Origin of the sequence: Erythrobacter sp. AP23 (assembly GCF_001542855.1) — a bacterium.
Classification (GTDB): Bacteria; Pseudomonadota; Alphaproteobacteria; order Sphingomonadales; family Sphingomonadaceae; genus Qipengyuania.
The window spans coordinates 578,383-602,450 of sequence record NZ_LNBY01000017.1 but is presented as its reverse complement, the minus strand read 5'-3'; the positions used below and the strand labels follow the sequence as shown (position 1 = coordinate 602,450).

General features: G+C 65.3%; 24 protein-coding genes. 18 read left to right on the top strand and 6 right to left on the bottom strand.

The window, feature by feature from the left end; translation table 11 throughout:
* Nucleotides 1-2 precede the first annotated feature (2 nt).
* Both ppsR and ASS64_RS12835 read right to left on the bottom strand, forming a co-directional pair.
* Nucleotides 3-1,403 (bottom strand): transcriptional regulator PpsR, encoded by a 1,401-nt coding sequence (ppsR, locus tag ASS64_RS12840; protein ID WP_234002398.1) that lies wholly within the window; start codon nt 1,401-1,403, stop codon nt 3-5.
* A gap of 46 nt (nt 1,404-1,449) precedes the next feature.
* Nucleotides 1,450-2,331 (bottom strand): B12-binding domain-containing protein, encoded by an 882-nt coding sequence (locus tag ASS64_RS12835; protein WP_234002397.1) that lies wholly within the window; start codon nt 2,329-2,331, stop codon nt 1,450-1,452.
* A gap of 279 nt (nt 2,332-2,610) precedes the next feature.
* On the opposite strand from ASS64_RS12835, the gene bchF reads away from it, so the two are divergent.
* From bchF to ASS64_RS12760, 15 genes are all read left to right on the top strand, one after another.
* Entirely contained in the window at nt 2,611-3,075 is a 465-nt protein-coding gene (gene bchF, locus ASS64_RS12830; RefSeq protein ID WP_067695111.1) for a 2-vinyl bacteriochlorophyllide hydratase, read from the top strand.
* On the top strand, nt 3,072-4,352 hold the full coding sequence (locus ASS64_RS12825; RefSeq protein WP_067695109.1) for a ferredoxin:protochlorophyllide reductase (ATP-dependent) subunit N: 1,281 nt from the start codon (nt 3,072-3,074) through the stop codon (nt 4,350-4,352). Before bchF ends, ASS64_RS12825 begins: the two co-directional genes overlap by 4 nt.
* Before the next feature lie 2 nt (nt 4,353-4,354).
* Entirely contained in the window at nt 4,355-5,938 is a 1,584-nt protein-coding gene (gene bchB, locus ASS64_RS12820; protein WP_067695107.1) for a ferredoxin:protochlorophyllide reductase (ATP-dependent) subunit B, read from the top strand.
* Complete coding sequence (locus ASS64_RS12815) at nt 5,928-9,485, top strand: magnesium chelatase subunit H (RefSeq protein WP_067695104.1); 3,558 nt, start codon at nt 5,928-5,930, stop codon at nt 9,483-9,485. The genes bchB and ASS64_RS12815 overlap by 11 nt, the downstream gene beginning before the upstream one ends.
* 9 nt (nt 9,486-9,494) lie before the next feature.
* Nucleotides 9,495-10,394: a ferredoxin:protochlorophyllide reductase (ATP-dependent) iron-sulfur ATP-binding protein gene (bchL, locus tag ASS64_RS12810; RefSeq protein WP_067695101.1), complete on the top strand. Its 900-nt coding sequence runs from the start codon at nt 9,495-9,497 to the stop codon at nt 10,392-10,394.
* Nucleotides 10,394-11,095, top strand: coding sequence for a magnesium protoporphyrin IX methyltransferase (bchM, locus tag ASS64_RS12805; RefSeq protein WP_067695097.1), 702 nt, complete (start codon nt 10,394-10,396; stop codon nt 11,093-11,095). The genes bchL and bchM overlap by 1 nt, the downstream gene beginning before the upstream one ends.
* Nucleotides 11,092-12,516, top strand: coding sequence for a BCD family MFS transporter (locus ASS64_RS12800; RefSeq protein ID WP_067695094.1), 1,425 nt, complete (start codon nt 11,092-11,094; stop codon nt 12,514-12,516). The genes bchM and ASS64_RS12800 overlap by 4 nt, the downstream gene beginning before the upstream one ends.
* A gap of 21 nt (nt 12,517-12,537) precedes the next feature.
* A complete protein-coding gene (gene puhA / locus ASS64_RS12795; RefSeq protein WP_067695092.1) occupies nt 12,538-13,443 on the top strand; it encodes a photosynthetic reaction center subunit H in 906 nt (301 codons plus the stop codon).
* Nucleotides 13,440-14,066, top strand: coding sequence for a photosynthetic complex putative assembly protein PuhB (gene puhB, locus ASS64_RS12790; RefSeq protein WP_067695089.1), 627 nt, complete (start codon nt 13,440-13,442; stop codon nt 14,064-14,066). The genes puhA and puhB overlap by 4 nt, the downstream gene beginning before the upstream one ends.
* Nucleotides 14,063-14,536 (top strand): photosynthetic complex assembly protein PuhC, encoded by a 474-nt coding sequence (gene puhC / locus ASS64_RS12785; protein ID WP_067695086.1) that lies wholly within the window; start codon nt 14,063-14,065, stop codon nt 14,534-14,536. Before puhB ends, puhC begins: the two co-directional genes overlap by 4 nt.
* The gene (locus tag ASS64_RS12780; RefSeq protein ID WP_067695083.1) at nt 14,533-14,823 is read left to right on the top strand and encodes a hypothetical protein; all 291 of its coding nucleotides are present in this window, start codon (nt 14,533-14,535) and stop codon (nt 14,821-14,823) included. Before puhC ends, ASS64_RS12780 begins: the two co-directional genes overlap by 4 nt.
* The gene (gene acsF / locus ASS64_RS12775) at nt 14,820-15,884 is read left to right on the top strand and encodes a magnesium-protoporphyrin IX monomethyl ester (oxidative) cyclase (RefSeq protein WP_067695080.1); all 1,065 of its coding nucleotides are present in this window, start codon (nt 14,820-14,822) and stop codon (nt 15,882-15,884) included. Before ASS64_RS12780 ends, acsF begins: the two co-directional genes overlap by 4 nt.
* Nucleotides 15,878-16,693 (top strand): putative photosynthetic complex assembly protein PuhE, encoded by an 816-nt coding sequence (puhE, locus tag ASS64_RS12770; protein ID WP_067695074.1) that lies wholly within the window; start codon nt 15,878-15,880, stop codon nt 16,691-16,693. The genes acsF and puhE overlap by 7 nt, the downstream gene beginning before the upstream one ends.
* 2 nt (nt 16,694-16,695) lie before the next feature.
* A complete protein-coding gene (gene hemA / locus ASS64_RS12765; RefSeq protein ID WP_067695071.1) occupies nt 16,696-17,916 on the top strand; it encodes a 5-aminolevulinate synthase in 1,221 nt (406 codons plus the stop codon).
* A 95-nt stretch (nt 17,917-18,011) separates the two neighbouring features.
* Nucleotides 18,012-18,215 (top strand): hypothetical protein, encoded by a 204-nt coding sequence (locus tag ASS64_RS12760; RefSeq protein WP_067695068.1) that lies wholly within the window; start codon nt 18,012-18,014, stop codon nt 18,213-18,215.
* Between the two features lie 112 nt (nt 18,216-18,327).
* Here ASS64_RS12760 and ASS64_RS12755 read toward each other — a convergent pair whose 3' ends face one another.
* Together ASS64_RS12755 and ASS64_RS12750 are read right to left on the bottom strand one after the other, a co-directional pair.
* Nucleotides 18,328-18,912: a plastocyanin/azurin family copper-binding protein gene (locus tag ASS64_RS12755; protein ID WP_067695066.1), complete on the bottom strand. Its 585-nt coding sequence runs from the start codon at nt 18,910-18,912 to the stop codon at nt 18,328-18,330.
* A gap of 71 nt (nt 18,913-18,983) precedes the next feature.
* Nucleotides 18,984-20,267 carry a DUF3422 domain-containing protein gene (locus ASS64_RS12750; RefSeq protein WP_067695063.1) on the bottom strand — a complete coding sequence of 428 codons (1,284 nt, stop codon included), beginning with the start codon at nt 20,265-20,267 and terminating at the stop codon, nt 18,984-18,986.
* 317 nt (nt 20,268-20,584) lie between these two features.
* Here ASS64_RS12750 and ASS64_RS12745 point away from each other — a divergent pair, with 317 nt between their 5' ends.
* Both ASS64_RS12745 and ASS64_RS12740 read left to right on the top strand, forming a co-directional pair.
* The gene (locus ASS64_RS12745; protein WP_067695060.1) at nt 20,585-20,953 is read left to right on the top strand and encodes a DUF393 domain-containing protein; all 369 of its coding nucleotides are present in this window, start codon (nt 20,585-20,587) and stop codon (nt 20,951-20,953) included.
* Nucleotides 20,954-21,083: 130 nt separating this feature from the next.
* Complete coding sequence (locus tag ASS64_RS12740; RefSeq protein WP_067695057.1) at nt 21,084-21,428, top strand: hypothetical protein; 345 nt, start codon at nt 21,084-21,086, stop codon at nt 21,426-21,428.
* A 137-nt stretch (nt 21,429-21,565) separates the two neighbouring features.
* Here ASS64_RS12740 and ASS64_RS12735 read toward each other — a convergent pair whose 3' ends face one another.
* Together ASS64_RS12735 and ASS64_RS12730 are read right to left on the bottom strand one after the other, a co-directional pair.
* On the bottom strand, nt 21,566-22,258 hold the full coding sequence (locus ASS64_RS12735) for an anti-sigma factor (protein WP_067695054.1): 693 nt from the start codon (nt 22,256-22,258) through the stop codon (nt 21,566-21,568).
* Nucleotides 22,255-22,794: a sigma-70 family RNA polymerase sigma factor gene (locus tag ASS64_RS12730; RefSeq protein WP_083508348.1), complete on the bottom strand. Its 540-nt coding sequence runs from the start codon at nt 22,792-22,794 to the stop codon at nt 22,255-22,257. The genes ASS64_RS12735 and ASS64_RS12730 overlap by 4 nt, the downstream gene beginning before the upstream one ends.
* A gap of 33 nt (nt 22,795-22,827) precedes the next feature.
* On the opposite strand from ASS64_RS12730, the gene ASS64_RS12725 reads away from it, so the two are divergent.
* On the top strand, nt 22,828-24,048 hold the full coding sequence (locus tag ASS64_RS12725) for a S8 family serine peptidase (RefSeq protein WP_067695052.1): 1,221 nt from the start codon (nt 22,828-22,830) through the stop codon (nt 24,046-24,048).
* Nucleotides 24,049-24,068 lie beyond the last annotated feature (20 nt).

Here is a 24,068-nt window from a genome sequence, read left to right as displayed (position 1 = left end):
CTCTATTCGGAGTCGGCGGGCAGGTTTCCGAGGCCGTAGCGGTGCAGCTTGGAATAAAGGCTCTGACGGCTCAGGCCGAGAATTTCGGCGGCCGAAGCGCGGTTGTCCGAGGTATAGAGCAGTGCCGCTTCGATACACAGGCGCTCGATTAGGTCGGTGCTTTGGCGAACGATATCCTTGAGCGGCATGCGCCCGACCAGCTCGGTGAGCTGTTCGACCGAGCGCGGCATGTCGTCGGACCCGGGTGGCAGGTCGCGCAGGCGCCGGGCGATCGGCCGAATGACAAAACCGTAATGGCGCTCGTCCGCGCCGGTCGCGATCGCCGAGACTTCTATCGGCTCGTCGTCGCCGCCATTCACCGCGCGGAGAATGGTGGTGACGTTGCGCGCCTCGCCATCCTTGTCGACTTGGCTGGCGATGAGATCGAGATCGATCCCCGGCCTGCCGATGAAAGTCGACAGATCGGACCCGCGCAGCTGGTCGATCCCGGCCGCCCGGGCGAGCTCGACGAAAGCCATATTGGTGGCAACGATGCCCATGCGCGCATCGGTAAGCACGAAAGCGTCGGGCATGTGTTCTATGACGTCGAGCACGGGTGCCACGTCGGGCTCGATCGATCGCTGTGCATCTTCGAAACGGACAAGCAGGTATTGCCGCCGGTCCTGGCTGAAGCCTGAGGCGGACAGCGTCACTTCTCGCCCGCCTTTGTCGAGCGTGACCGCCACGGGTGAGACTGCATTCGTAACCAGCGCCGAGCCCAGATGCGCGGTGACCGTCGAACCGCTCTTGCGCGAGAACAGGCCGAGCAGTTTCTTGTCGGCCAGCGACCCTGCCTTGGCGCCGACCAGTGCATGGGCCGCGGGATTGGCTTCACGGATACGATAATCGGACGCCTCGACGATCATCACCGGCTCGCGCGAGCTTTCGAACAGCAGGCGATAGCGTGCCTCGACATGGCGCATGCGGATGTAATCGCGCTCGAGCGATTGCTGGACCTTGAGCAGGCGCTGCTGGACCTTGCCGATTTCGCGCAGATCGCGCCCGAAGGCGATCGCCCGTTCGCCGCCATTGATGCTGACGACAACATATTTGATCGGGACGTCGCCCTCGCGCGAAGGATGGTTGACCTGGCGCCAGTGCTGCACCTCGCCCTTGCGTGCCGCGGCCAGCATTTCCATGATCTTGGGCCGACTCTCGGCGGTCACCGTGTCGAGCCAATTGTCGCCGATCCATTTTTCGAATTCGGGGAATGCGTCGGGGTCGAAAGAGCCGTCGAGAATGTTGCCGGTCTTGTCCAGCACGAGCACGACATCGCCCGCCACCATCGCCAGCGTCTTGGCCGCGTCGCGATCGATGGCGTCGAACACCTCCCCGGAATCGGCGAAGGGCCGTTTCTCGTCCAAGCTGTGCTTCCTGGTCAGCATCCGGTTCTCGTGCCTACGATGCGTGCTAAGCGCTAAGTTTCACGTCCTCCACCAGGCGTGCGGCGAGTCTGAGCGCCGCTTCGGCATCGACGGCTGTTCCGTCGGCACCGACCTCGCCGACGAGGTCGGGATTGGAATTGACCGCTCGCCCTCCGATGAGGATCTGCGTTCGGGGGTTTACGGAAACACTGCGAATTGCACTAATCAGTTGGGAGACGGGGCCGCTAGGACAATCGCATGAAATGGTCAATCCTACGAGGTCGAACGACTTTTCCGATATCAGCCGCAGCAATTCGCGCCGTTCGGGGTCGATGAGAGCCTCGCTGTCCCACCCGGCCCGAGCGAAAATCTCGTCTATGATCAGCGAACCGAATCCATGTTGGTCGCCCGGCATCGGTGAGAACAGAGCGGTACGCCCCGGACCCATCGCATGAACTGCCGGCGGCGAACGCGCGGCAATCTCGCGCATGACTTCCTGCAGGCGCCACAACCCCATAGTGACATCGACGAAGTCGCATTCGTCGGCCTCCCAAAGCTGGCCGAGCCACCGCGCAGAGGGCGCGAGGAGGTCGAGAAAAACGGCCTCGACGCTAACCCCGCGGTCCAGGAAGGATTCCACTTCCGCAAGCAACTGGTCCGCTTCGAGAGTCAGCGGAAGGGAAGCGAACTGCTCTGCCGCATCGGCTCCGATCACCGGCTTGTCGTCCGCCGGCGGATACGAAGCCCGCGCGGAAAACTTGAAAAGCAGGCGAGGGATGAAATCCCCCTCGATGATCGTCCCGAGCGTTTCGCCGGACGGATTGGTCGAAGTACCTGGCCGGGTTTCCTGCTGCCGTTTCAGACCGCTCAGCGGGTTTGAAATCGCCTTGAGCAGGGCAGCAGAGCCCGTACCGATTACCGATGCCATTTCAGACTCTCCCAGTCTGGTAGCGGCGCGGATCGCGTCAGTCCCGGCGTGTCAATGTTCGTATGCCGACTCCGTCCGAGAATCGGGAGCCTAGGCGTATTTGCCCAAGCTGGCAAATCCCTGAGTGTCTATTTTTATTGTCGTCCACTTTGATTGACACATGAGGGTGTCGGGGCGTAGTCTCCCACTGGAGAGTGGAGGCAGTGCGAAGAAATGGAGAGGCTGGATCGCTCATTACCCACCGCAAACCCACGGGTAAGCGGGCGCGACCGAGACCGGATGCTCTACTCGCCGGAAGAGCGGCTACGCCGCGACGAGTCGCCCTGGACAGTGGTGCAGGGCATTCTCGCTCCCCTCCAGTTCCTTATCTTTCTCGTCAGCCTGGCGTTGGTCTTCCGCTATTTTTCCACCGGTGCGGGTGCGCTCGCGGCGGATATCTCGATCATCGCCAAGACGCTCGCGCTTTACGCGATCATGGTGACAGGCTCGATCTGGGAAAAGCAGGTCTTCGGCAAATGGCTGTTTGCCCGCCCGTTCTTCTGGGAAGATGTCTTCTCGATGGTCGTGATCGCGCTGCACACGGCCTATCTCGTGATGCTCGTGGGCGGTATCGGCACGCTCGATCAGCGGCTGTTCGTCGCGCTGGCAGCCTATGCCACCTATGTCGTCAATGCCGGGCAGTTCCTGCTCAAGCTGCGCGCCGCGCGGCTCGAAATGCCTGCGCGAACGGCGGTGGCGGGATGACCGGCGCGCTGCCCCTCCCCGAAGCAGGCACCGACTGCGCCCCGGTCCTGCGCGAACGGGGCCAGCGCGAGGTTTTCTGCGGCTTGACCGGCATCGTCTGGCTGCACCGCAAGATGCAGGACGCCTTTTTCCTCGTCGTCGGCTCACGCACCTGTGCGCACCTGCTGCAATCGGCAGCGGGGGTGATGATCTTCGCCGAGCCGCGTTTCGCCACGGCGATCATCGAGGAGCGCGACCTTGCAGGCATGGCCGACTGCCACGAGGAACTCGACCGCGTAGTCGACCGCCTGCTCGAGCGGCGGCCCGAGATCGCGACACTGTTCCTCGTAGGTTCCTGCCCTTCCGAAGTCATCAAGCTGGACCTTGCCAAAGCCGCCGAACGGTTGGGGGCGAAACACGCCGGCAGCACGCGCATCCTCAACTACTCGGGTAGCGGGATCGAGACCACCTTCACCGAGGGCGAGGATGCCTGCCTTGCCTCCTTGGTCCCCGCAATGCCTGTCGAGCCCGCCGATGCTGCGCCGTCGCTGCTTCTGGTCGGATCGCTGCCCGACATCGTCGAGGACCAATTCCTGCGGTTGTTCGCGCAGCTTGGGATCGAGAGCGTCGGCTGCCTCCCCGCACGCGCCGCTGCCGATCTGCCCGCGGTGGGACCCAACACGAGGGTGCTGCTCGCCCAGCCCTTCCTCGGCGAGACATTGCGCGCATTGCAGGATCGCGGCGCCACCCATTGCTGTGCCCCCTTCCCCTTCGGTGCGGAAGGCACCACTGCCTGGCTCAAGGCCGCAGCCGACGCCTTCGGTGTCGACGAGATGCACTTCAACCGCACTGTCGCGCCGGGCCGCGAACGCGCCAAGCGCGCGCTGGAGCATCAGCGCGAGCGGCTCGCGGGCAAGCGCATTTCCTTCCTTCCCGATTCGCAGCTGGAAGTTCCCCTAGCGCGCTTCCTTGCCGCCGAATGCGGCATGGCGCCGGTGGAAGTGGGCACCCCCTACCTCCATCGCGCGATCCTCGCCGACGAACTGCCCCAACTGCCCGCCAATACCCGGCTGAGCGAAGGCCAGGACGTCGACCGTCAGCTCGACCGGGTACGCGCCGACCGGCCCGACCTCACCGTGTGCGGCCTCGGCCTAGCAAATCCGCTCGAAGCCGAAGGTCTCTCGACCAAATGGGCGATCGAACTCGTCTTCTCGCCGATTCACGGCTTCGACCAGGCGGGCGATCTCGCCGAACTCTTTGCGCGACCGCTGCGGCGGCGCGATGTGCTGGAGGTGTAGCCGTGCAGCTGGCGGTCTGGACATATGAAGGCCCCCCGCATGTCGGCGCAATGCGCGTCGCGACCGCGATGGAAGGCGTCCACTACCTTCTCCACGCGCCGCAGGGCGATACCTATGCCGACCTGCTCTTCACCATGATCGAGCGCCGGAACAAGCGCCCGCCGGTCACCTACACGACCTTCCAGGCGCGCGATCTGGGCAAGGACACTGCGCAGCTGTTTCAGGATGCCGCACGCGATGCGCTCGAGCGTTTCCGGCCGCAGGCGATGCTGGTCGGCGCTTCGTGTACCGCCGAGCTGATCCAGGACGATCCGGCGGGCCTGGCCGAAAACATGCAGCTGCCCTGCCCGGTCGTCCCGCTCGAACTGCCCAGTTACCAGCGCAAGGAGAACTGGGGCGCGGCCGAGACCTTCTACCAGATGGTGCGCCATCTTGCCGATACCGAGGTGGAACCGCGCCGGGGCGATGTCGCTCTCGTAAACATTCTCGGCCCGACAGCGCTCGGCTTTCGCCATCGCGACGATGTGCGTGAAATCCGGGCGCTGCTCGACACGCTCGGTATCGAGGTCAATCTGGTTGCCCCGCTCGGCGCATCCCCGGCCGATATCGCGCGGATCGGCGCGGCGGATTTCAACATCGTGCTCTATCCCGAAACCGGCGAAGAGGCGGCGCGCTGGCTCGAGCGGACCTTCGGCCAGCCTGCTATCCGCACCGTGCCGATCGGCGTTGGCGCGACCCGCCAGTTCATCCACGAGGTCGCCGAACTGGCCGGGGTCGATCCCCAGCCGGCGCTGGACGACGACACCTCGCGCATGCCGTGGTGGAGCCGCTCGGTCGACTCGACCTACCTCACCGGGAAACGCGTCTTCATCTTCGGCGACGCGACCCATGCGGTGGCCGCCGCGCGCGTCGCCAGCGAGGAGTTGGGCTTCGAAGTCTGCGGCCTCGGCTGCTACAACCGCGAATTCGCACGCGAGGTGCGCGCCGCAGCCAAGGTCTACGGCTTCGAACCGCTCATCACCGACGACCATCTCGCGGTCGAGGAGGCGATCGCCGCAGCGCAGCCCGAATTGGTGCTGGGCACGCAGATGGAACGCCATATCGCCAAGCGCCTCGGCCTGCCTTGCGCGGTGATCTCCTCCCCCGTGCATGTGCAGGATTTCCCCGCGCGCCACTCGCCACAGATGGGGTTCGAGGGTGCGAACGTGATCTTCGATACCTGGGTGCATCCGCTGGTGATGGGCCTCGAAGAGCACCTGCTGACGATGTTCCGCGAGGATTTCGAATTCGCCGACGAGGCCGGGGCTTCGCATCTTCACGCCCATGCGCCGCAACATCGCGCCCCGGTCGTGTCGAGCGAAGTCGAGACCGGCGAGGATGCGCCAGGGCGCGGACTCTCGACTACGCTCGAGACGAACGGCGATGCGGGGCTCTGGACCGACGAGGCCGAGCGCGAATTGAAGAAGATCCCGTTCTTCGTGCGCGGCAAGGCGCGGCGGAACACCGAGTTGTTCGCCGCCAACGAAGGTCGCGCGCGGATCGATCTCGACACGCTCTACGATGCGAAGGCGCATTATGCCCGGTAGCGCGCTCCCTCCGGTCCGCGTCGTCATCGTGACGCTGGACAACCACCTCCAGGGGGCGGTCGAACGCGCCGGAGAGAGCCTGGCGCAAGAAAAGATCGACCTCGTGCTCCACGCTGCGTCCGATTGGGATCGCGATCCCGGTGCGCTGGCGCGGGCCGAGGCGGACGTCGCGCGCGCCGACATCGTCGTCGCCTCCATGCTGTTCCTCGACGATCACGTCCGCGCGATCCGTCCCGCACTGGAGGCGCGCCGCGAGCGGTGCGACGCGATGCTCGGGCTGATGTCGGCGGGCGAGATCGTGAAGCTGACACGAATGGGCGGCTATCGCATGGATGCGCCCGCCAAGGGCCCGATGGCGCTGCTCAAGAAGCTGCGCGGCTCGAAGAAGCCGGGCACCAGTTCGGGCGCGAAGCAGATGCGCATGCTGCGCCGCCTGCCCAAGATCCTGCGTTTCATCCCCGGCACTGCACAGGATGTGCGCGCCTATTTCCTCACGCTGCAATACTGGCTGGCCGGATCTGACGAGAATGTGGTGCAGATGGTCCGCACGCTGGTCGACCGCTATGCCGCGGGCGAGCGGGCAGAGCGGCGCGGTGCGACCCCGGCCGAGCCGCCGCGGGACTATCCCGAACTGGGCGTCTATCACCCCCGCGCGCGCCAGCGCATGTCGGAAAGCCTGCGCCTGTTGCCGCGCGGCGGCGGCGCCAATGGCACCGTCGGGTTGATCCTGCTGCGCTCCTACGTGCTGGGCCGCGATGCCGCGCATTACGATGGCGTTATCGCGGCGATGGAAGCGGCTGGCCTCAAGGTCATCCCCGCCTTTGCCAGCGGCCTCGATGCACGGCCGGCGATCGAGAAATTCTTCATGCGCGACGGCAAGCCGACGGTCGATGCGGTGGTCAACCTCACGGGCTTCTCGCTGGTCGGCGGCCCGGCCTACAACGACACCGAGGCGGCGGTGGAGGTGCTCGGCCAGCTCGACTTGCCCTATATTGCGGCGCATCCGATCGAGTTCCAGCCGCTCGAGCAGTGGCACGATGGCAAGCTCGGCCTGCTGCCGATCGAAGCCACGATGATGGTCGCGATCCCCGAGCTCGACGGCGCGATCTGCCCTAGCGTCTTCGGCGGACGCAGCGAGAACGCCGAGGACGGCATCCGGGCGATGCGCTGCCATCCCGAACGCGCGCAGGCGCTGGCGGCGAAGACCTCACGGCTGATCGCGCTGCGCAAGGCCCAGCGCGCGCAGCGTAAGCTCGCGATCGTGCTATTCAATTTCCCGCCCAATGCCGGGGCGACCGGCACGGCCGCGCATCTCGCGGTTTATGAATCGCTTCACGCGACGCTCTCCCGGCTTGCTGCCGAAGGTTACGAGGTCGAAGTCCCTGACAGCGTCGAAGCGCTGCGCGAGGCGATCCTCGCCGGCAATGCCGAGCGTTTCGGCGCCGACGCCAATGTCGCCGCGCGGATCCCGGCGGATGCGCATGTCCGCGCGGAACCGCACCTGGCGCAGATCGAGGCGCAATGGGGCCCCGCCCCCGGCCGCCAGCAATCCGACGGCAGCACGATCCACGTCTACGGCGCCCGGTTCGGCAATGTCTTCGTCGGCGTGCAACCCGCCTTCGGATACGAGGGCGATCCGATGCGGCTGCTGTTCGAGGGCGACTTCGCCCCAACCCACGCCTTTGCCGCCTTCTATCGCTGGATCCGACAGGACTTCGGCGCCGATGCGGTGGTGCATTTCGGCACGCATGGCGCGCTCGAATTCATGCCCGGAAAGCAGGCCGGCCTGTCGGGCGAATGCTGGCCCGAACGGTTGCTGGGCGACCTGCCCAATTTCAACCTTTACGCTGCCAACAACCCGTCCGAAGGCATCCTCGCCAAACGCCGGGCAAGCGCGACGCTGATCAGCTACCTCACCCCGCCGCTCGCCGAGGCCGGGCTCTACAAGGGTTTCGCCGACCTGAAGGCGCTGGTCGAGCGATGGCGCGGTACCCGCGGGGACGAAAACGAGGCCGATGAACGCGTCGCGCTCGAGGCGATGATCGCCGAGCAATGCGACACGCTCGACATCGAAATGGGCGACATCGGCGATCTTGCCGGGCGGCTCTACGAGCTCGAACGCGCACTTATCCCGCATGGCCTGCACGTCTTCGGCGCCGCGCCCGAGGGCGAGGAGCGCGAAGCCTTCCTCGATGCAATGGTCGAAGCCGATCCCGAGACAGACCGCGACAAGATCGATGCCATGCTCGCCGCCAGTGACGAGCTGGGCGCGCTGATCCATGCGCTCGACGGGCGTTACGTGAAACCCGCCCCCGGTGGCGACGTCCTGCGCAATCCGGAAGTCCTGCCGACGGGGCGCAATATCCACGGCTTCGACCCGTTCCGCATTCCCAGCGCTTTTGCCGTGGCGGAAGGCGCGCGGCAGGCGGAGCAATTGCTCGCTCGCCATCGCGCGGGCGAGGAGGCGGATTATCCCGAAAGCCTCGCCATGGTGCTGTGGGGCACCGACAACATGAAGAGCGAAGGCGTCCAGCTCGCGCAGGCGCTGGCGCTGATCGGCGCGCGCCCGCGGCTCGACGGATACGGCCGTCTTGCCGGGGCCGAACTGATCCCGCTGGAGGAACTGGGCCGCCCGCGGATCGACGTGGTCGCCACCCTGTCGGGCATTTTCCGCGACCTGCTTCCGCTGCAGACGCGCATGCTGGCCGAAGCCGCCTGGCTCGCCAGCAGCGCCGACGAGCCGCTCGAGCGAAATTTCGTACGCAAGCACAGCCTCGCGCATGCGCAGGCGCAGGGCTGCGATCTGGAAGCCGCGTCCCTGCGCGTCTTCTCCAATGCGGAAGGGGCCTATGGCGCAAACGTCAACCAGCTGATCGATGGTGGCGTGTGGACCGACCCGGACGAGCTGGCCAATGCCTTCGAGACGCACAAGGGCTTCGCCTATGGCGTCAAGGGCGCACCGGTGCAGCGCCGCGAACTGCTCGAAAGCGCGCTGGCGGGCGTCGATTTCGCCTATCAGAACCTCGAAAGCGTCGAGGTCGGGATTACCGATCTCGACCAGTATGTCGACGGGCTTGGCGGGATCAGCCGCTCGATCGCCCGGGCCAAGGGTGGCAAGGACGCCCCTGTCTATATCCTCGATGCGACGCAGGGTGCCGCCAAGGTCCGCACACTGGCCGAGCAGATCGATCTGGAGACGCGTACCCGCACGCTCAACCCCAAGTGGTTCGAGGGCATGCTCAAGCACGGTTTCGAAGGCGTGCGGCATATCGAAGGGCACGTGACCAACACGATGGGCTGGTCGGCCACCACCGGCCAGGTCGCCCCCTGGGTCTACCAGCAGATCAGCGAGACCTTCGTGCTCGACCCCGCAATGCGCGAGCGACTTTCGCGCCTCAACCCGAAGAGTTCCGCCCGCGTCGCCAGCCGCCTGCTCGAGGCCTGCGACCGCGAGCTGTGGCAACCCGACGAAGACACACTGGCCGCGCTGCATGCCGCGAGCAACGATCTGGAAGATCGGCTCGAAGGCGTGGTGGCAGCCGAATGAGGACATGACATGAACCTGATCGACCCCAAGGCCAAATTCACTCCCCCCGACGGCGAGGGCAGCGTGCAAGTGCAGCTCGACCCGCGCGACGCGATCAAGGGGGCCAAGGTATTCGCCGTCTACGGCAAGGGCGGGATCGGCAAGTCGACCACATCCTCGAACCTTTCGGCGGCGTTTTCCAAGCTCGGCCACCGCGTGCTGCAGATCGGCTGCGATCCCAAGCACGACAGCACCTTCACCCTCACCAAGAAGCTGATGCCGACCGTCATCGACGTACTCGAAACGGTCGAGTTCCACTCGGAAGAACTGAGGCCCGAAGACTATATGTTCGAAGGCTTCAACGGCGTCATGTGCGTCGAGGCAGGCGGCCCGCCGGCGGGTACCGGCTGCGGCGGCTATGTCGTCGGCCAGACGGTGAAGCTGCTCAAGCAGCACCATTTGCTCGAAGATACCGATGTGGTGATCTTCGACGTGCTGGGCGATGTCGTGTGCGGCGGGTTCGCCGCGCCACTCCAGCATGCCGAGCGCGCGCTGGTGGTCGCAGCCAACGATTTCGACAGCATTTTCGCAATGAATCGCATCGCCGCCGCCATCAATGCCAAGGCCAAGAATTACGACGTTCGGTTGGCGGGTGTGATCGCCAACCGCAGCCGCGAGACCGACGAAATCGACCGCTTCGCCAAGGCGACCGGCCTCGAACGGCTGGCCCATTTCCGCGATGTCGACGCGATCCGGCGCAGTCGGCTGAAGAAATGCACCCTCTTCGAAATGGATGCGGCCGAAGAGGGCGTGGCCGAGGCACAGGCCGAATACCTGCGGTTGGCGCAGATGCTGTGGGACGGGGTCGATCCACTGGAGGCCAGTCCGATGAAAGACCGCGATATCTTCGATTTCCTGGGGTTCGAATGATGGCTACCCATGCACCCACCCGTTACGACGCACAGCGCGAAAAGCTCGCCGCCTATTTCGACGGCACCGCACGCAAGGCGTGGATCGACCTCACCTCCGACGCCAAGGTCGGCGGTATCCGCGCTACGGTTCGTGCCGGGCGCGACGCCATGCGCGCACAATTACTCGACTGGCTGCCCGACGACCTGCGGCGCCAGCGTGTGCTGGACGCGGGCTGCGGCACCGGCGCGCTGAGCGTTGAGACGGCCTGTCGCGGAGCGAAAGTGGTCGCGGTCGATATCGCTGGCGGCCTGGTCGACATCGCACGCGAGCGGGCCCCGAGTTTCCTCGGTCATGGCACGATCGACTGGCATGTCGGCGACATGCTCGATCCTGCGCTGGGCGAATTCGATCACATCGCCGCGATGGATTCGCTGATCCACTACCGCGCCGGCGACATTGTCGAAACGCTCGATGCGCTCGGGCGCCGCTGCCGCGGATCGATGGTCTTCACCTTCGCGCCGCACTCGCCATTGCTCGGCGCGATGCATCTTGTCGGCAAGCTGTTCCCGCGCGGCAATCGTTCGCCCGCGATCGTGCCGGTCAAGGAAGCGCAGCTGCGCCGCCGGCTAAGTGAGCTGCGCGACTGGCGCATCGGTCGGTGCGAGCGGATTTCGAGCGGCTTTTATACTTCGCAAGCCATGGAGCTGGTGCGCCGATGACCGAACCGGCCCGCCTTGCCTCGCGCTGGACGAAGGTAGCCACGGCCTGGCTGCCCTTCGCCGACGCGGCGAGCGCGGATTTGCCGCTCGGGCGCCTGCTGCGCCTCGCGCTGTTCCAGGTCAGTGTTGGCATGGCCGCGGTGCTGCTCAACGGCACGCTCAACCGGGTGATGATCGTCGAGCTGTCGATCCCGGCCTGGCTGGTCGCGCTGATGATCGCGATCCCGCTGCTGGTCGCGCCCTTCCGTGCATTGATCGGGCATCGCTCGGACACGCACCGCTCGGTGCTTGGCTGGCGCCGCGTACCCTTCATCTGGTTCGGCACGCTGATGCAGTTCGGCGGTCTGGCGATCATGCCCTTCGCACTGCTGCTGCTGGGGCGGCCCGAGGATGTCTCGCTCGGCGTCGTCGCAAGCATGCTCGCCTTCCTCCTGACCGGTGCAGGCATGCACATGACGCAGACCGCGGGCCTTGCGCTGGCGACCGACCTCGCACCCGAGGACAAGCGCCCGCGCGCGGTCGCGCTGCTCTATGTGATGCTGCTCCTCGGTACGATGGTGGCCGCGCTCGCCATGGGCGCGCTGCTGGCCGATTTCTCGCCCACCCGGCTGGTGCAGGTGATCCAGGGCGCCGCCGCGCTGACCTTCGCGCTCAACCTGGTTGCGCTATGGAAGCAGGAAGCGCGCGGGGCGGCGCTTCCCCCACCCTCCGATACTACCCCGCGCTTCGCCGAATTGTGGCGCGGCTTCGTGACGCAGGGACGCACCGCGCGGCTGCTCGCGGCGATCGGAATCGGCGCGGCGGGCTTCGCCATGCAGGATGCGCTGCTCGAGCCCTATGGAGGCGAGATCCTCTCGCTGTCGGTCGGTGCGACCACGGCGCTTACGGGTGCCTGGGCGGCGGGTGCGCTGGCCGGTTTCGCGCTTTCCGGACGTTCGCTCGCCCGCGGCGGCGATCCGCTTCGCCTTGCCGGGAACGGGCTAGTCGTGGGTGTTTCCGCCTTCCTGATGATCCTCTTTGCCGCGCCGTTCCAATCGGTCGCGCTGCTCTTCGTGGGGGCCTGCGCCATCGGCCTCGGCCTCGGCCTGTTCTCGGTCGGCACGCTGATCGAGGCGATGGGCCTCGCCCGCGAAGAAGGCGCTGGACTGGCGCTCGGCGCATGGGGTGCGGTCCAGGCGAGCTGCGCCGGGCTCGCCATCGCGCTAGGCGGCGCGCTGCGCGATCTGGTCTCCGGCCTCGCTGCCGGCGGCCTCTTCGGTGGCGCGCTGGGCAGCCCGGCGACCGGATATGCCGCGGTCTACGGCATCGAAATCCTCTTACTTCTCGCGGGCCTCGTCGCGCTCGGCCCGCTGGTGAACCAGAACCGCGAGCGCGCCTTTGTCGCCACCGGGCCCTTCGGCCTGCGCGAGTTCCCGACATGATTGCCTGCCAAGGAGAGTGTGATGGATGACGTCAAAATCGTAGGCACGCTGGACGTGACGCAGCTGGTTTTCTACGCGTTCGTCCTCTTCTTTATCGCCCTGGTGTTCTATCTGCGCCGCGAGGATCGGCGCGAGGGCTATCCCACCGAAGCCGAAGACACCGGCATGCCCGACACGATGGGCGGACCGCTGAGCCGCGCGGCCCCCAAGACTTTCGACCTGCCGCACGGCCAGGGAACGGTTTCGCCCGATGGCGAGCGGCGCGAACGGGTCGACCTGCCCGCGAAGCGTGCCTTCGGATCGAACGGGGCACCCTATGTGCCCACCGGCGATCCCTTCGCCGACGGGCTCGGTCCGGCCGCCTGGGCGGAGCGGATGCACACGCCCGACCTTACCGCCAGCGGCAAGCCGCGCATCGTGCCGCTAAGCAGCACGGATCACGTGAGCGTCTCTCCGCGCGATCCCAATCCGGTCGGCATGCCGGTGATCGGCGCCGACGGCGAGACCGCCGGCATGGTGACCGAGGCGTGGGTCGACATGTCCGAGCACCACATCCGCTATCTCGAGATCGGCGACGCCGAGACACCGGGGAGCGCATCGCCCAAGCCGGTGGTAGTCGAAACGCAAACCGTCGCGGCTGTCGATCCGGCGACCGAGACCGCAGTGGTGGTCGAAACCGAAAGCGTCCGGACTCCGGCCAGCGGCGGACCCGGCACCGGCGCGCTGCTCGTGCCGATGGCGATGGCCAAAATCCGCAAACGGAAAGGCGTGATCGTGGTCGACGCGCTCCGCGCCGATCAGTTCGCCGGCGCGCCCCGTCCCGCCACGCCGGGGCAGATCACGCTTAACGAGGAGGAGCGCATCGTCGCCTATTTCGGTGGCGGCTACCTCTATGCCGACCCCCAGCGACAGGAGCCGATCATATGAGCAGCCAGCATTCGATGTCGCAGATCCCCACGCTGGGGACACCGCAGAGCGACGAGAAAATCGTCTGGCAGGGCAAGCCCGACCTTGGGACGCTTGCACGCACAGCCTTTCACACGCGCGCCGTGGGGGCCTATTTCCTCGTCCTCATTGCCATCGCACTGGCCTTGGGCAGCATCGGCGGGGCGTTGCTCACGGGGCTTGCGGCGATGGTAACGATGGGACTGCTTTACAGTATTGCCTGGTTGGCGAGGCGCACCACCACCTACATCCTGACCGACCGGCGGCTCATCATGAACATCGGCATGGCGATCGAGAAATCGGTCAACCTGCCGCTCAAGCGGATCGGGGCCGCGCACCTGACCGACCGCGGCGCGGGCTTCGGCGATATCGCGCTCGAGCCGACCGAGGGCCGCAGCCTGGGCTACGCCATGCTGTGGCCGCACGCGCGGCCGCTGCGTTTCGCACGCCCGCAGCCGATGCTGCGTGCGCTGCCCGACGTCGCCGATGTCGCGCACAAGCTCGCCGAAGCGACGGCCGCCCATGGCGACATCGCCCTTGCCGAACCGCATGATCGCAAGTCATCCGCACCGGCACCGACCGGCGGCAAGGAGGCGCTGGCATGAGCGGGCACGCCCATCCCGACGCGATCCCCAGGGAACCGCTGGTGATGATCGCCTTGCTCGTCCTGTTCACGGTCGCCCTCGCCTCGGCCGCCAGTCTCGGCTTCATCGCCAAGGACGCAGTGCCCAGTGAAGCGCGCGCGGCCGCCGGGGTCGAGGCGGTTGCCGAACGCAAACTGTATTTCCACGACGAACTCGACGGCGGTGTGCGGATCGAGGATGCGGACACCGGCGCGCTCGTCTCGTCGATCGCACCCGGAACGGGCGGCTTCATCCGGACGACCTTGCGTAGCCTGGTGCATGTCCGGCGCAGCAAGGGCATCGGTGCGGAGACGCCCTTCGTACTCACCCAATGGGACAACGGGACGCTGTCTCTCAGCGACAGCGAAACCGGCAAGAGCGTCGAACTGGGATCCTTCGGGCCCGACAATCGCGCGTCTTTTGCCGTCCTGCTCGAAAGGAACAGCGCATGATCGGCCGCACCAGATTCGATACCCCCTGCCACATCGCGATCGAGCAAAGCGACGAGCATTTCCATGCTCATGTCGAGCTCGAGGGCGACGTCGCGATCTATCCGGGAGACAGCGTGCATGTGCACGGCGCACCGATCCAGATCGCGTTCGGCGAGCGGGCCAGTTTCGACCGCATGGCCACTGTCACCCGCGCCGGCCCGCTGACACGCGCCTGGACCAGGATCGCCGCCTATTTCGATTTCGCCGAACTCTACGAAGTGAGTTTCAACCCCGGGAGCCTGAAATGAACGCCCATACCGCAATCGCAGCGAAGCCCGACACCATGGCGATGGCGCAGGAAGACACGGTGCTCAGCCCGCGTTTCTACACCACCGATTTCGCCAAGCTCGACGCGATCGACGTATCGCCGGTGCGCAGCGAATGGGACGCGCTGATCGCCGAGATGGTCAGCGACCCGAACAAGAAGCATTTCAAGCGCGATGCGAGCTTCGATGGGATCATCAATTCGCTCGAACCCGAACTGCGCGCCGAGTTCATCGATTTTCTCGTCAGCTCGCTGACGGCCGAATTCTCCGGCTGCGTGCTCTATGCCGAAATCGCCAAGCGTTCGAAGAATCCCGATGTAAAACAGCTGTTCAAGCTGCTCGCACGCGACGAGAGCCGCCATGCCGGCTTCATCAACGATACGCTGAAGGATGCGGGCATCGGGATCGATCTGGGTTTCCTCACGCGGACGAAGAAATACACGTTCTTCAAGCCGAAATTCATCTTTTACGCGGTCTACCTGTCGGAGAAGATCGGCTATTCGCGCTACATAACGATCTACCGCCAGCTCGAGCGGCGGCCCGACCTACGCTTTCACCCGATCTTCCAGTGGTTCAAGGAATGGTGCAACGACGAGTTCCGACATGGCGAAGCCTTCGCCATGCTTATGCGGTCCGATCCCAAACTGCTCACCGGCCTCAACAAGCTGTGGGTGCGGTTCTTCATCCTTTCGGTCTACGCGACCATGTATGTCCGCGATCATGCGCGGCCCGCATTCCACGAGGCACTCGGGCTCGATCCGACCGAATACGACTACCAGGTCTTCTCGATCTGCTCGCAGATCAGCCGCCAGGTCTTTCCGGTCGAAATCGACACCGACGATCCGGCCTTCCGCGCCAAGATGGATCGCCTGCTCGCCGCCAGCCGCCGGATGGAAGCGGGCAAGCGGCGCGGCGGGGTTGCGGGGCTCGCGCAGCGCGTGAGCGGCGCGCTGGGCTGCGCCCGCGCCTTTGCCGGCATGTACTTCCACCGCGCGCGCAGCAATGACCTGCCGCAGAGTGTCAGGCTTCAACCCGCATGGTAAGCTGGTCCGGCCATGTCCTCCCGGTGATCGTCACCGTCGCGATCTGGTTCTTCGCCACCGGCCTCATCGCCTGGCTCGACAATCGCGACCGGGCGACCTTCCCGCGCAGCCTCGCGCTGGGCGGGCTGGCCGGGGTTGCCGGCCTCGTCGCCATCCTAGCCGCGGCGCAGTCGGTATCGGTCGGAGCGGTCTATCTGTCCTTCGTCGGAGCGCTGCTGGTCTGGTCGTGGCACGAACTGGCCTTCCTGACCGGCGCTGTCGCCGGGCCGCGCCGGACGCCCTGCCCTCCCGATGCTTCGGGACTGGGACGGTTCGCGCATGCCAGCGCCGCAGTGCTGCATCACGAGATCGCGCTGGCGCTCACCGCGCTGCTGCTGATCGCATTGACGTGGAGCGCGCCCAATCAGATCGGCGCTATCGTATTCGTGCTTCTGTTCGCGCTGAGGCTCAGCGCCAAGCTCAACATGTTCCTCGGCGTACCCAATGCCAGCACCGATATCCTGCCGCCCCACCTCGGCTATCTGACCAGCTATTTCGGTCCCAATCGCTTTACCCTGCTGCTGGCGGCGACGCTGGCGGCAAACGTCGCGCTGGCGGCCTGGCTCGGCTGGCAAGCGATGACGGCAGAAGCAGGCAGCGCGCAGATGGTGGGCGCAAGCCTGCTGTTCGCGCTCGCCGCCCTGGGCGCGATCGAACATCTGTTCTTCGCGCTTCCCTTGCGCGACGGTGCCCTGTGGGGCTGGGCGCTGCCGACCCGCAAATCTGCCGCCACCAACCCGAACACCGCTTTTGAAAACGGAGTGACCTGACCATGGATTTCGATGCCTTTTTCGAGCAGCAACTCGACGGCGTTCGCGAGGAAGGTCGCTACCGCGTCTTTACCGACATCAAGCGCCATCGCGGTTCCTTCCCCAAAGCAACCCGCTTCATCGGCCAGGAAACGCAGGCGGTCACCGTATGGTGCTCGAACGACTATCTCGGAATGGGGCAGCACCCGGTGGTGCTCCAGGCGATGCACGAAACGCTCGACGAATGCGGCGCCGGGGCGGGCGGCACGCGCAATATCTCGGGCACCAACCACCACCACGTTCTGCTCGAACGCGAACTGGCCGATCTGCACGGCAAGGAAGCCGCGCTGCTGTTTACCTCGGGCTATGTCTCGAACTGGGCGGGTCTCGGCACTCTGGCGAACAAGATCCCCGGCTGCGTGGTGTTTTCCGATGCGCTCAACCATGCCTCGATGATCGAGGGCATCCGGCATTCGCGCTGCGACTACAAGATCTGGACGCACAACGATCCCGAGGACCTCGACCGCAAGCTGTCTGATTTCGGACCCGATGTGCCCAAGCTGGTGGCGTTCGAAAGCGTTTATTCGATGGATGGCGACATCGCCCCGATCGCCGAGATCCTCGACGTGTGCGAGAAGCATGGCGCGATGAGCTATATCGACGAGGTCCACGCGGTCGGTCTTTATGGCCCACGAGGCGGCGGTGTGGCCGAACGCGAAGGGCTGATGGACCGGATCACCGTAATCGAAGGCACGCTGGGCAAGGCGTTCGGCGTGATGGGCGGCTATATCGCCGCTTCGGTCGACCTGGTCGATTTCGTGCGGACTTTTGCGAGCGGGTTCATCTTCAGCACCGCCCTGCCCCCCGCAGTGGCGGCGGGTGCCTGCGCCAGTATCAGACACCTCAAGCACAGCGATGCCGAGCGCATGATGCAGCGCGACCGGGTAGCCACGGTGCGCCGGCGCCTGGATGCGATCGGCATCCCGCATCTCGACAATCCGAGCCACATCATCCCGGTGATGGTGGGCGATGCGCACAAGTGCAAACGGATCAGCGACTGGCTGATGGACAATCACGGCATCTATGTGCAGCCGATCAACTATCCGACCGTTCCGGTGGGCACCGAGCGTCTGAGGCTGACCCCCTCGCCCGTTCACGACGATGGCGACATCGACAGGCTGATAACCGCGCTCAGCGAAATCTGGTCGCAGTGCGAACTCGCCCGGATGGCAACCGCCGCCTGAGCACGCTTCGCGCCAGACCCGGGAACGGCATCCTTCGGCCGCCCGTTGTAAAAGCAGGCCGCAAGAGAATCTGCGACCGAAAGGAAAGATAAACCATGGATACAGGGGAACTGCTTCCCGGCCTCTCGCTGATGACTTTGATCATCGGCGCGGCAATACTGGCCATTCTCTTTGCGCTGTTCATGCGCAAGCGAAAGAACCGCCATCCGATGGACACGCCCGAGGGCGAGGCGGCCGAAGAAATGCGGCGCCGGCAAGCCGAAGAAAAGCGCGGCGAGGACGATCGCAGCAAGCTTTGAAGGCCGTTTTCGCTCCCCTTACGGTGGGGGCAGGTCCGGCGGAAACGAGAAAGGCCCGGAGATGCCGATTGCGGCAAGTCCGGGCCCTTATCCATAAAATGGCGTTTGCGCGTTACTGCGAGAGCATTCCCTGCGCTTCCGCCTCGTCGAAAATCTCGCCGAATTCGCGGCCCGCAAGGCCGGGATGCGACACGGCACGCGCCGCTTCGAGGTTATCGAGCATACCCTCGCCCTCGACGATGATGAGGCCGATCATGCCCGCCGAATAATGCGGCACGCACTGATAGCCGTAGATGCCGGGCTTGGGCACGACATATTCGACCGGTTGGTTGATTTCGCCTTCCCAGCCACGCGTGCCTTCGGGGATCATCCCGGCAATCGATGACGACTGGTGCGTCGGGTCGGTGGGAACGAAGCGGATCGTGTCGCCGACCTGCGCCGTGATCAGGCGCGGCTTGAATACCTGCATGCCGCTGCCGTCGGGATCGCGGGTCAGCATCTGGATTTCGATGACGTTACCGTTCGGCTCGACTTCCGGCTCCTGAGCGGGAGGAGGCGTGGCTTCGGTTTCGGCCGCGGCAGGTTCCGGAGCGGCAACCGGCTCGGCCGGTTCTTCGTCGGCGCGGCTACCGCAGCCAGCAGTTGCGACGAGACACGCAAGCGCGAAACCACCAGTAAGAACACGAGATTTTCTCATCCATTCCTCTCCTAAACCCAATTCCCCATTCATCGACCGGAACATAGACGCATTGTCGGGCAAATCCCAGCCTAATCCTTGGAAGAACTCTTTGCGGCACCTTCGGTTTCCCCGATGACCCGTTTTCTGATCTGCCCGACCAGAAGATACATCGCCAGGACGACGATCGGCGTGGCGATCGCAAGCGCAAGATCGATCCTGTCACCGTCCGGGAACGCTGCAGCACCCTTGAGAACATAGGCTACGAGCCCAATGAAATAATAGCTTGCGGCGATGACCGACAGGGCCTCGACCAGGTTCTGCAAACGAAGCTGGAGGTTGAAGCTGCTTTCCATCGAACGCAGCAGATCCAGGTTTTGCGCTTTGATCCGCGTATCGATCCTGGTGTTGAGCAGGGCGATCGCATCGCCGCTGCGTTCGGACAGACGCCGCAGCCTTTCGACAAAGCTCTCGCAAGTGCGCATACCCGGAACAAGCCGCCTTTCGGTGAATTCGGTCAGGTCCTGATAGCCCTCGTGCGGACGAACGCAGAGGCTTTCGAGCCGGTCCATTGCGATCTGGGCATAGGCTCCGCTGGCACTCAACCGGTATCCGCTGGCCACGCGGATGCGCGCCAGCTCGGCGGAAAGCAACGACAGGTCGCTAAGCAGCTGGTCATCGCCCCTGCGATTGTCCTCGCCCAATTGCGCCGATTCCTCGGCAAGGCGCGCCTCGAGTGCGCTGAGTTCGGGCATCAACCGTCGTACCTCGGGTAGTCCCAGCAAGGCGAGGTTCCGGTAATTGCCGAGTTCCTGCAAGCGCTGGATGATCCGCCCCAGTTCACCCGGCCTCGCATCTCCAGCCGTCAGTAGCAGCCGGCCAAAGCCGTCATCGCGAATCCGGAAATCCGACCAGATGGTGACCCCTGCATTGACCGCGCAGCACACCAGATCTTCGGTTTCGAATTCCATTTCGGGCAGCAGTTTGCGGGCCCGCTTTGCGTCGCGCTCCACGAAGATCTTCGTCGCCCGCACGACCACACCGGGCCAATCGAGCAGCCATTTCGAGGCTTCCTCGAAGCCGCTGCTTTGCCCCTCGTGCGAAATGACCGTCAGCGTGGTCGCCTCGGTATGCCGCTCCCACAGAAAGGTGAGATTTTCGTTCAGCGCGATCATGGCGTGTCGCGCTTCCGGATCGAACGTGCCACCATGGGTCCGGGCGAGCTCGGTAAGCCGGGTGGTTTCGGCTTCGCGGAGCTCTTCCTCGACGAGCGAAACCATCTGGACCAGACTGGCGGGCGCCGCGACCGGCGCGAACCGGCGCAGGTGCATTTCGCGCACCAGCTCGCGGCGCAGGGGATGCTCGAGGAACTCCACGGACCGTAGCGTTACATCATCGCGGGCTGCGGGGAAACACATAGGGATTCTGCCCACAGGCGATACGTGGCAACGATCCCGGGAACGGTCCTTGCGCCTAACTTTCTGTTTCGGGCCGGGGTTCACCCTCATCTGCGAACGGGCGGTAGGGCGGAACCATCCCGTGCCGCCTGCCGTTTAGGTTCTTCGGTCGCGTCGCATGCTCAGGGCAACCAAATGAACTCTATGCGCAAGCTAATCAAGCGGTGGCAGCCATCACGGCGGTCTAGGCTCTCGGTTTCGGCCTCCGCCCAATTCTTCGACGCGCTGTCCTGAACGTGACGCAAGCGAATCGCGTAACGGTATGGTTCGATGGCGCCTGCCCGCTGTGCCGGCGCGAGATCGCAATCATGCGCCGCCTCGACCGCCGCGACAACATCGCCTTCGTCGATATTGCCGAAGGCGAGAATGCGATCTGCCCCGTCGACCGCGCAGAACTGCTTGCGCGGTTCCACGCCTGGGAGAACGGAAAGCTGCTCTCCGGAGCCGCCGCCTTCGCTGCGATGTGGCGCGCGATCCCGATGCTGCGACCGCTTGGCCTTGTTGCGAAGAACCGTATCGTCCTGCGCATGCTCAAGCGCATGTACCGCGCGTTCCTGCGATACCGGCCGCGATTGCAGCGCTGGCTTGTACGAAGGTCCGCCTGACTAGGCGAATACCTCTCGCTCTTACCGGCGCGCGAAAAAATTTCGTCACAGTCGGATTAAAGCCGGCGTACGATCCGTTCCCCCTTCAAGCAGGTGGTCGATGCCGCCTGCGCCATGAAGGAGAAAAGCCATGAAGACGAAGACAATCCTCCCGCTGATCGCGCTCGGCATGGCCGGCGCCGTAAGCGCAGCAATCCCCATGCTCTACGAAGAGCAGGTCGCGCGCGCCGAGGAAGACCTGATCCTCACCAGCCCGATCGCGGGTATCGAGAACAGCCTGTGGTTCGACTATCGCATCGATGTGGTCGAAGCGCAGAAAGAGCTGACCAGCGACTTGCGCCGCGCCAGCGATATCGAAGACCAGCGCGATGCCTGGTCGGAATATGCGCACGAACTCAAGCACGAGCGTGAGGACTATGTCCACGACATGGCCAAGCGCGGCTATCGCCAGGGCACTGTCCATATCGTAAACTGATATTCCCAGTCCTCCCGGCGACCCGTCCCGTCCCTCCCCCCTCCGGATGGTCGCCAAACGCGAAGGACCGGCGCTCCCTGGCGCCGGTCCTTCTTCTTGTCGGGTATGGGAGGGATTGCCGCACGAGGCAGCGCGGATCAGCGCCAGCCGCTGGCTCGCGCTTCTTCCTCAGCCGTCGCATCGAGCGCGGGGCCATCGGCCATCTGCTGGGCGCGCTCGAGAATGTCGCCCTCGCTCGCGCCGGCCATGCGATAGTCGGTTGCGGCACCATCCGAGCCCTCGCCCAACGCCTCGAGCTTCCAGCCCGTCGCATCCCGGCACGCAATCCCACTGCCCTCGCTGCCGCTGAAGGCGCGACAGAAATCGCCGTCGCCGTCGCGGAAGCTGAGCAGGATGCGCGTATCGGCACCCGGCTGCTGTTCGGCCACGAGCTGGCTGTCGAGCACGCCGGCAAGCTGCGGATCGGCATAGCCTTCGGGTGCACCGCCGCGCGGCAGGAACAACGCCAGCGCCAGCGTGGCGGCAATCGCCGGTCCGGCAATCCAGCTCCACCGCGGCAGCGTGTGCCGCGCCTGGCGCTTCTCGCGCGCGGCCGTGAAATCGACGACCTCGGCCGGCTTGGGCGTCAGCAGTGCTGCCAGCGCCTCGGGTACCGGCTCTTCGGCAATCGGGGCGAAGTGCCCCGACAGCCTGGCCTTAAGCGCCCGATGAGCGTCGACCTGACGCTGCAGTTCGGGATCGGCAGCGACCGCGGCGGCCACTTTCGCCTCGCGCTCGCTCGAAAGCTCGCCATCGACATAGGCGGCTATATCTTCCTGCGAGATGGTCATGCCTTCTCTCCCAGCAATTCGAGCAGCGCGTCGCGCCCGCGCACGAGCCGCGAATTGAGCGTGCCGACGGGGCAGCCGACGATCTCGGCCGCCTCTTTGTAGGCATAGCCCTCGACCATCACCAGCAGCACGGCTTCGCGCTGGTCGGGTGGCAATTCCTGCATCGCGCGGTCGACCATCGACAGTTCGACAGCCGATTCCTGCGCACCTTCGCTGCCGACTGACAAGCCTGCCTCCTCGGCCACGAATGTTTCGCGGCGGCGGGTGGTCGCCCGGCCTTCGTCGATCCAGAGATTGCGCATGATCCGATACATCCAACTGTCGAGCCGCGTGCCATCCTGCCACTTGTCGCGATTGGCGAGCGCGCGCTCGATACTCATCTGGCAGAGATCGTCACCGTCGGTCGGATTGCCGCACAGGCCGACTGCGAAACGTCGCAGCCGGGGCAGCATTGCCAGCAAATCCTGCTCGAACGATGGGTTCAGCGTCTTCTGCCTTCCGTGGATTAAACGGATGACCCCACCCGTTTCATCCATGCTTAATGCGAATTGGGACAAAGAACGCAACCGATGCTCAGAATTTCCCTGATTTCCTTGGTTTTGGCGGCACTGGCCGCTCCGCTTGCCGCGCAAGTCGCACTCCCCAGCGTGCAGGCTCCGCGCGTGGGCGACGTATTGGGACAGGTCGGCGAATTCGCCGACGAGACGCTCGACCGCACCAGCCGGACCGCGCGCGAACTGGCGCGCGACCGCTTGCGCAACATCGACCGGCTGGTCCGCCGCAATCGCGATTCGATCGCGCTCGATGCCCGTGGCGAGCCCGCGCGACGCGGCGAACTGCTATTGCTCGATGCCGAAGCGGGCCAATTGGCGCAAGCCGGTGCGGCTGGTTTCGCCGTTCTGGAAACCGTTCCGGTGCCCGAACTCAGGATGTCCGTCACGCGGCTGCGTGTACCCTCGGGACTGAACCTTGGCGAGGCCGAGCGCGCCTTGGCGCTGGCGCTGCCTTCCGCAACGATCGCGCCGGACAATCTCCATTTCCAGTCAGGTGACACGGGTGCCGTGCCGCTTGCCTTTGCAGCCGCGGGCAGTGGCACACGCGGTGCGGCAGTGGGCATGATCGATGGCGCACCGGGCAGAGCGGTGCCGGTCGCCGCCACGCGCGGTTTTGCGCAAGGTGCACCCTATCCAAGCAATCACGGCAGCGCGGTCGCCTCGCTGCTCGCCTCGCAGCATTCGGGGCCGATCCGCGTGGCCGATGTCTATGGCACCGACAAGGCTGGCGGCAACGCGCTCGCAATTGCGCGCGGGCTCGGCTGGCTGGTAGGCGAAGGCAGCCGCGTCGTGACGATCAGCCTCGTCGGCCCGAAAAACCCGGTGCTCGAGCGCGCGATTGCAGGGGCGCGCAAGCGCGGCGTCGTGGTGGTCGCGGCGGTCGGCAACGATGGCCCCGCCGCCCCGCCAGCCTATCCGGCGAGCTATAACGGCGTGGTGGCTGTGACCGCGGTCGACGGCAAGCGCCGCGCGCTGATCGAGGCGGGTCGCGCGCTGCATCTCGACTATGCCGCGCCAGGGGCCGACATTCGTGGGTTCAACGCGAAGGGCAAGCGGATCGAGCTGCGCGGAACCTCCTTCGCGACGCCGCTGGTCGCCGCGCGGCTGGCGCGGGCGATCGGCGCAGGGCGGAATTGGCGCACGGCTCTTGACGGCGAAGCCGAGGATCTGGGCAAGAAAGGCGCGGATCCCGTCTATGGGCGCGGGCTTGTCTGTGGCTCCTGCAAGGGCCGCTAGAAAAAATTATCGAGTTGCGG

Excerpts from the sequence above, each read along its gene's own strand:
- ASS64_RS12835 (WP_234002397.1), bottom strand. The coding sequence starts at position 2,331 with ATGGCATCGGTAATCGGTACGGGCTCTGCTGCCCTGCTCAAGGCGATT.
- bchF (WP_067695111.1), top strand. The coding sequence starts at position 2,611 with ATGCTCTACTCGCCGGAAGAGCGGCTACGCCGCGACGAGTCGCCCTGG.
- ASS64_RS12825 (WP_067695109.1), top strand. The coding sequence starts at position 3,072 with ATGACCGGCGCGCTGCCCCTCCCCGAAGCAGGCACCGACTGCGCCCCG.
- ASS64_RS12815 (WP_067695104.1), top strand. The coding sequence starts at position 5,928 with ATGCCCGGTAGCGCGCTCCCTCCGGTCCGCGTCGTCATCGTGACGCTG.
- bchL (WP_067695101.1), top strand. The coding sequence starts at position 9,495 with ATGAACCTGATCGACCCCAAGGCCAAATTCACTCCCCCCGACGGCGAG.
- bchM (WP_067695097.1), top strand. The coding sequence starts at position 10,394 with ATGGCTACCCATGCACCCACCCGTTACGACGCACAGCGCGAAAAGCTC.
- ASS64_RS12800 (WP_067695094.1), top strand. The coding sequence starts at position 11,092 with ATGACCGAACCGGCCCGCCTTGCCTCGCGCTGGACGAAGGTAGCCACG.
- puhA (WP_067695092.1), top strand. The coding sequence starts at position 12,538 with ATGGATGACGTCAAAATCGTAGGCACGCTGGACGTGACGCAGCTGGTT.
- puhB (WP_067695089.1), top strand. The coding sequence starts at position 13,440 with ATGAGCAGCCAGCATTCGATGTCGCAGATCCCCACGCTGGGGACACCG.
- puhC (WP_067695086.1), top strand. The coding sequence starts at position 14,063 with ATGAGCGGGCACGCCCATCCCGACGCGATCCCCAGGGAACCGCTGGTG.
- ASS64_RS12780 (WP_067695083.1), top strand. The coding sequence starts at position 14,533 with ATGATCGGCCGCACCAGATTCGATACCCCCTGCCACATCGCGATCGAG.
- acsF (WP_067695080.1), top strand. The coding sequence starts at position 14,820 with ATGAACGCCCATACCGCAATCGCAGCGAAGCCCGACACCATGGCGATG.
- puhE (WP_067695074.1), top strand. The coding sequence starts at position 15,878 with ATGGTAAGCTGGTCCGGCCATGTCCTCCCGGTGATCGTCACCGTCGCG.
- hemA (WP_067695071.1), top strand. The coding sequence starts at position 16,696 with ATGGATTTCGATGCCTTTTTCGAGCAGCAACTCGACGGCGTTCGCGAG.
- ASS64_RS12760 (WP_067695068.1), top strand. The coding sequence starts at position 18,012 with ATGGATACAGGGGAACTGCTTCCCGGCCTCTCGCTGATGACTTTGATC.
- ASS64_RS12755 (WP_067695066.1), bottom strand. The coding sequence starts at position 18,912 with ATGAGAAAATCTCGTGTTCTTACTGGTGGTTTCGCGCTTGCGTGTCTC.
- ASS64_RS12740 (WP_067695057.1), top strand. The coding sequence starts at position 21,084 with ATGAAGACGAAGACAATCCTCCCGCTGATCGCGCTCGGCATGGCCGGC.
- ASS64_RS12735 (WP_067695054.1), bottom strand. The coding sequence starts at position 22,258 with ATGACCATCTCGCAGGAAGATATAGCCGCCTATGTCGATGGCGAGCTT.
- ASS64_RS12730 (WP_083508348.1), bottom strand. The coding sequence starts at position 22,794 with ATGGATGAAACGGGTGGGGTCATCCGTTTAATCCACGGAAGGCAGAAG.
- ASS64_RS12725 (WP_067695052.1), top strand. The coding sequence starts at position 22,828 with ATGCTCAGAATTTCCCTGATTTCCTTGGTTTTGGCGGCACTGGCCGCT.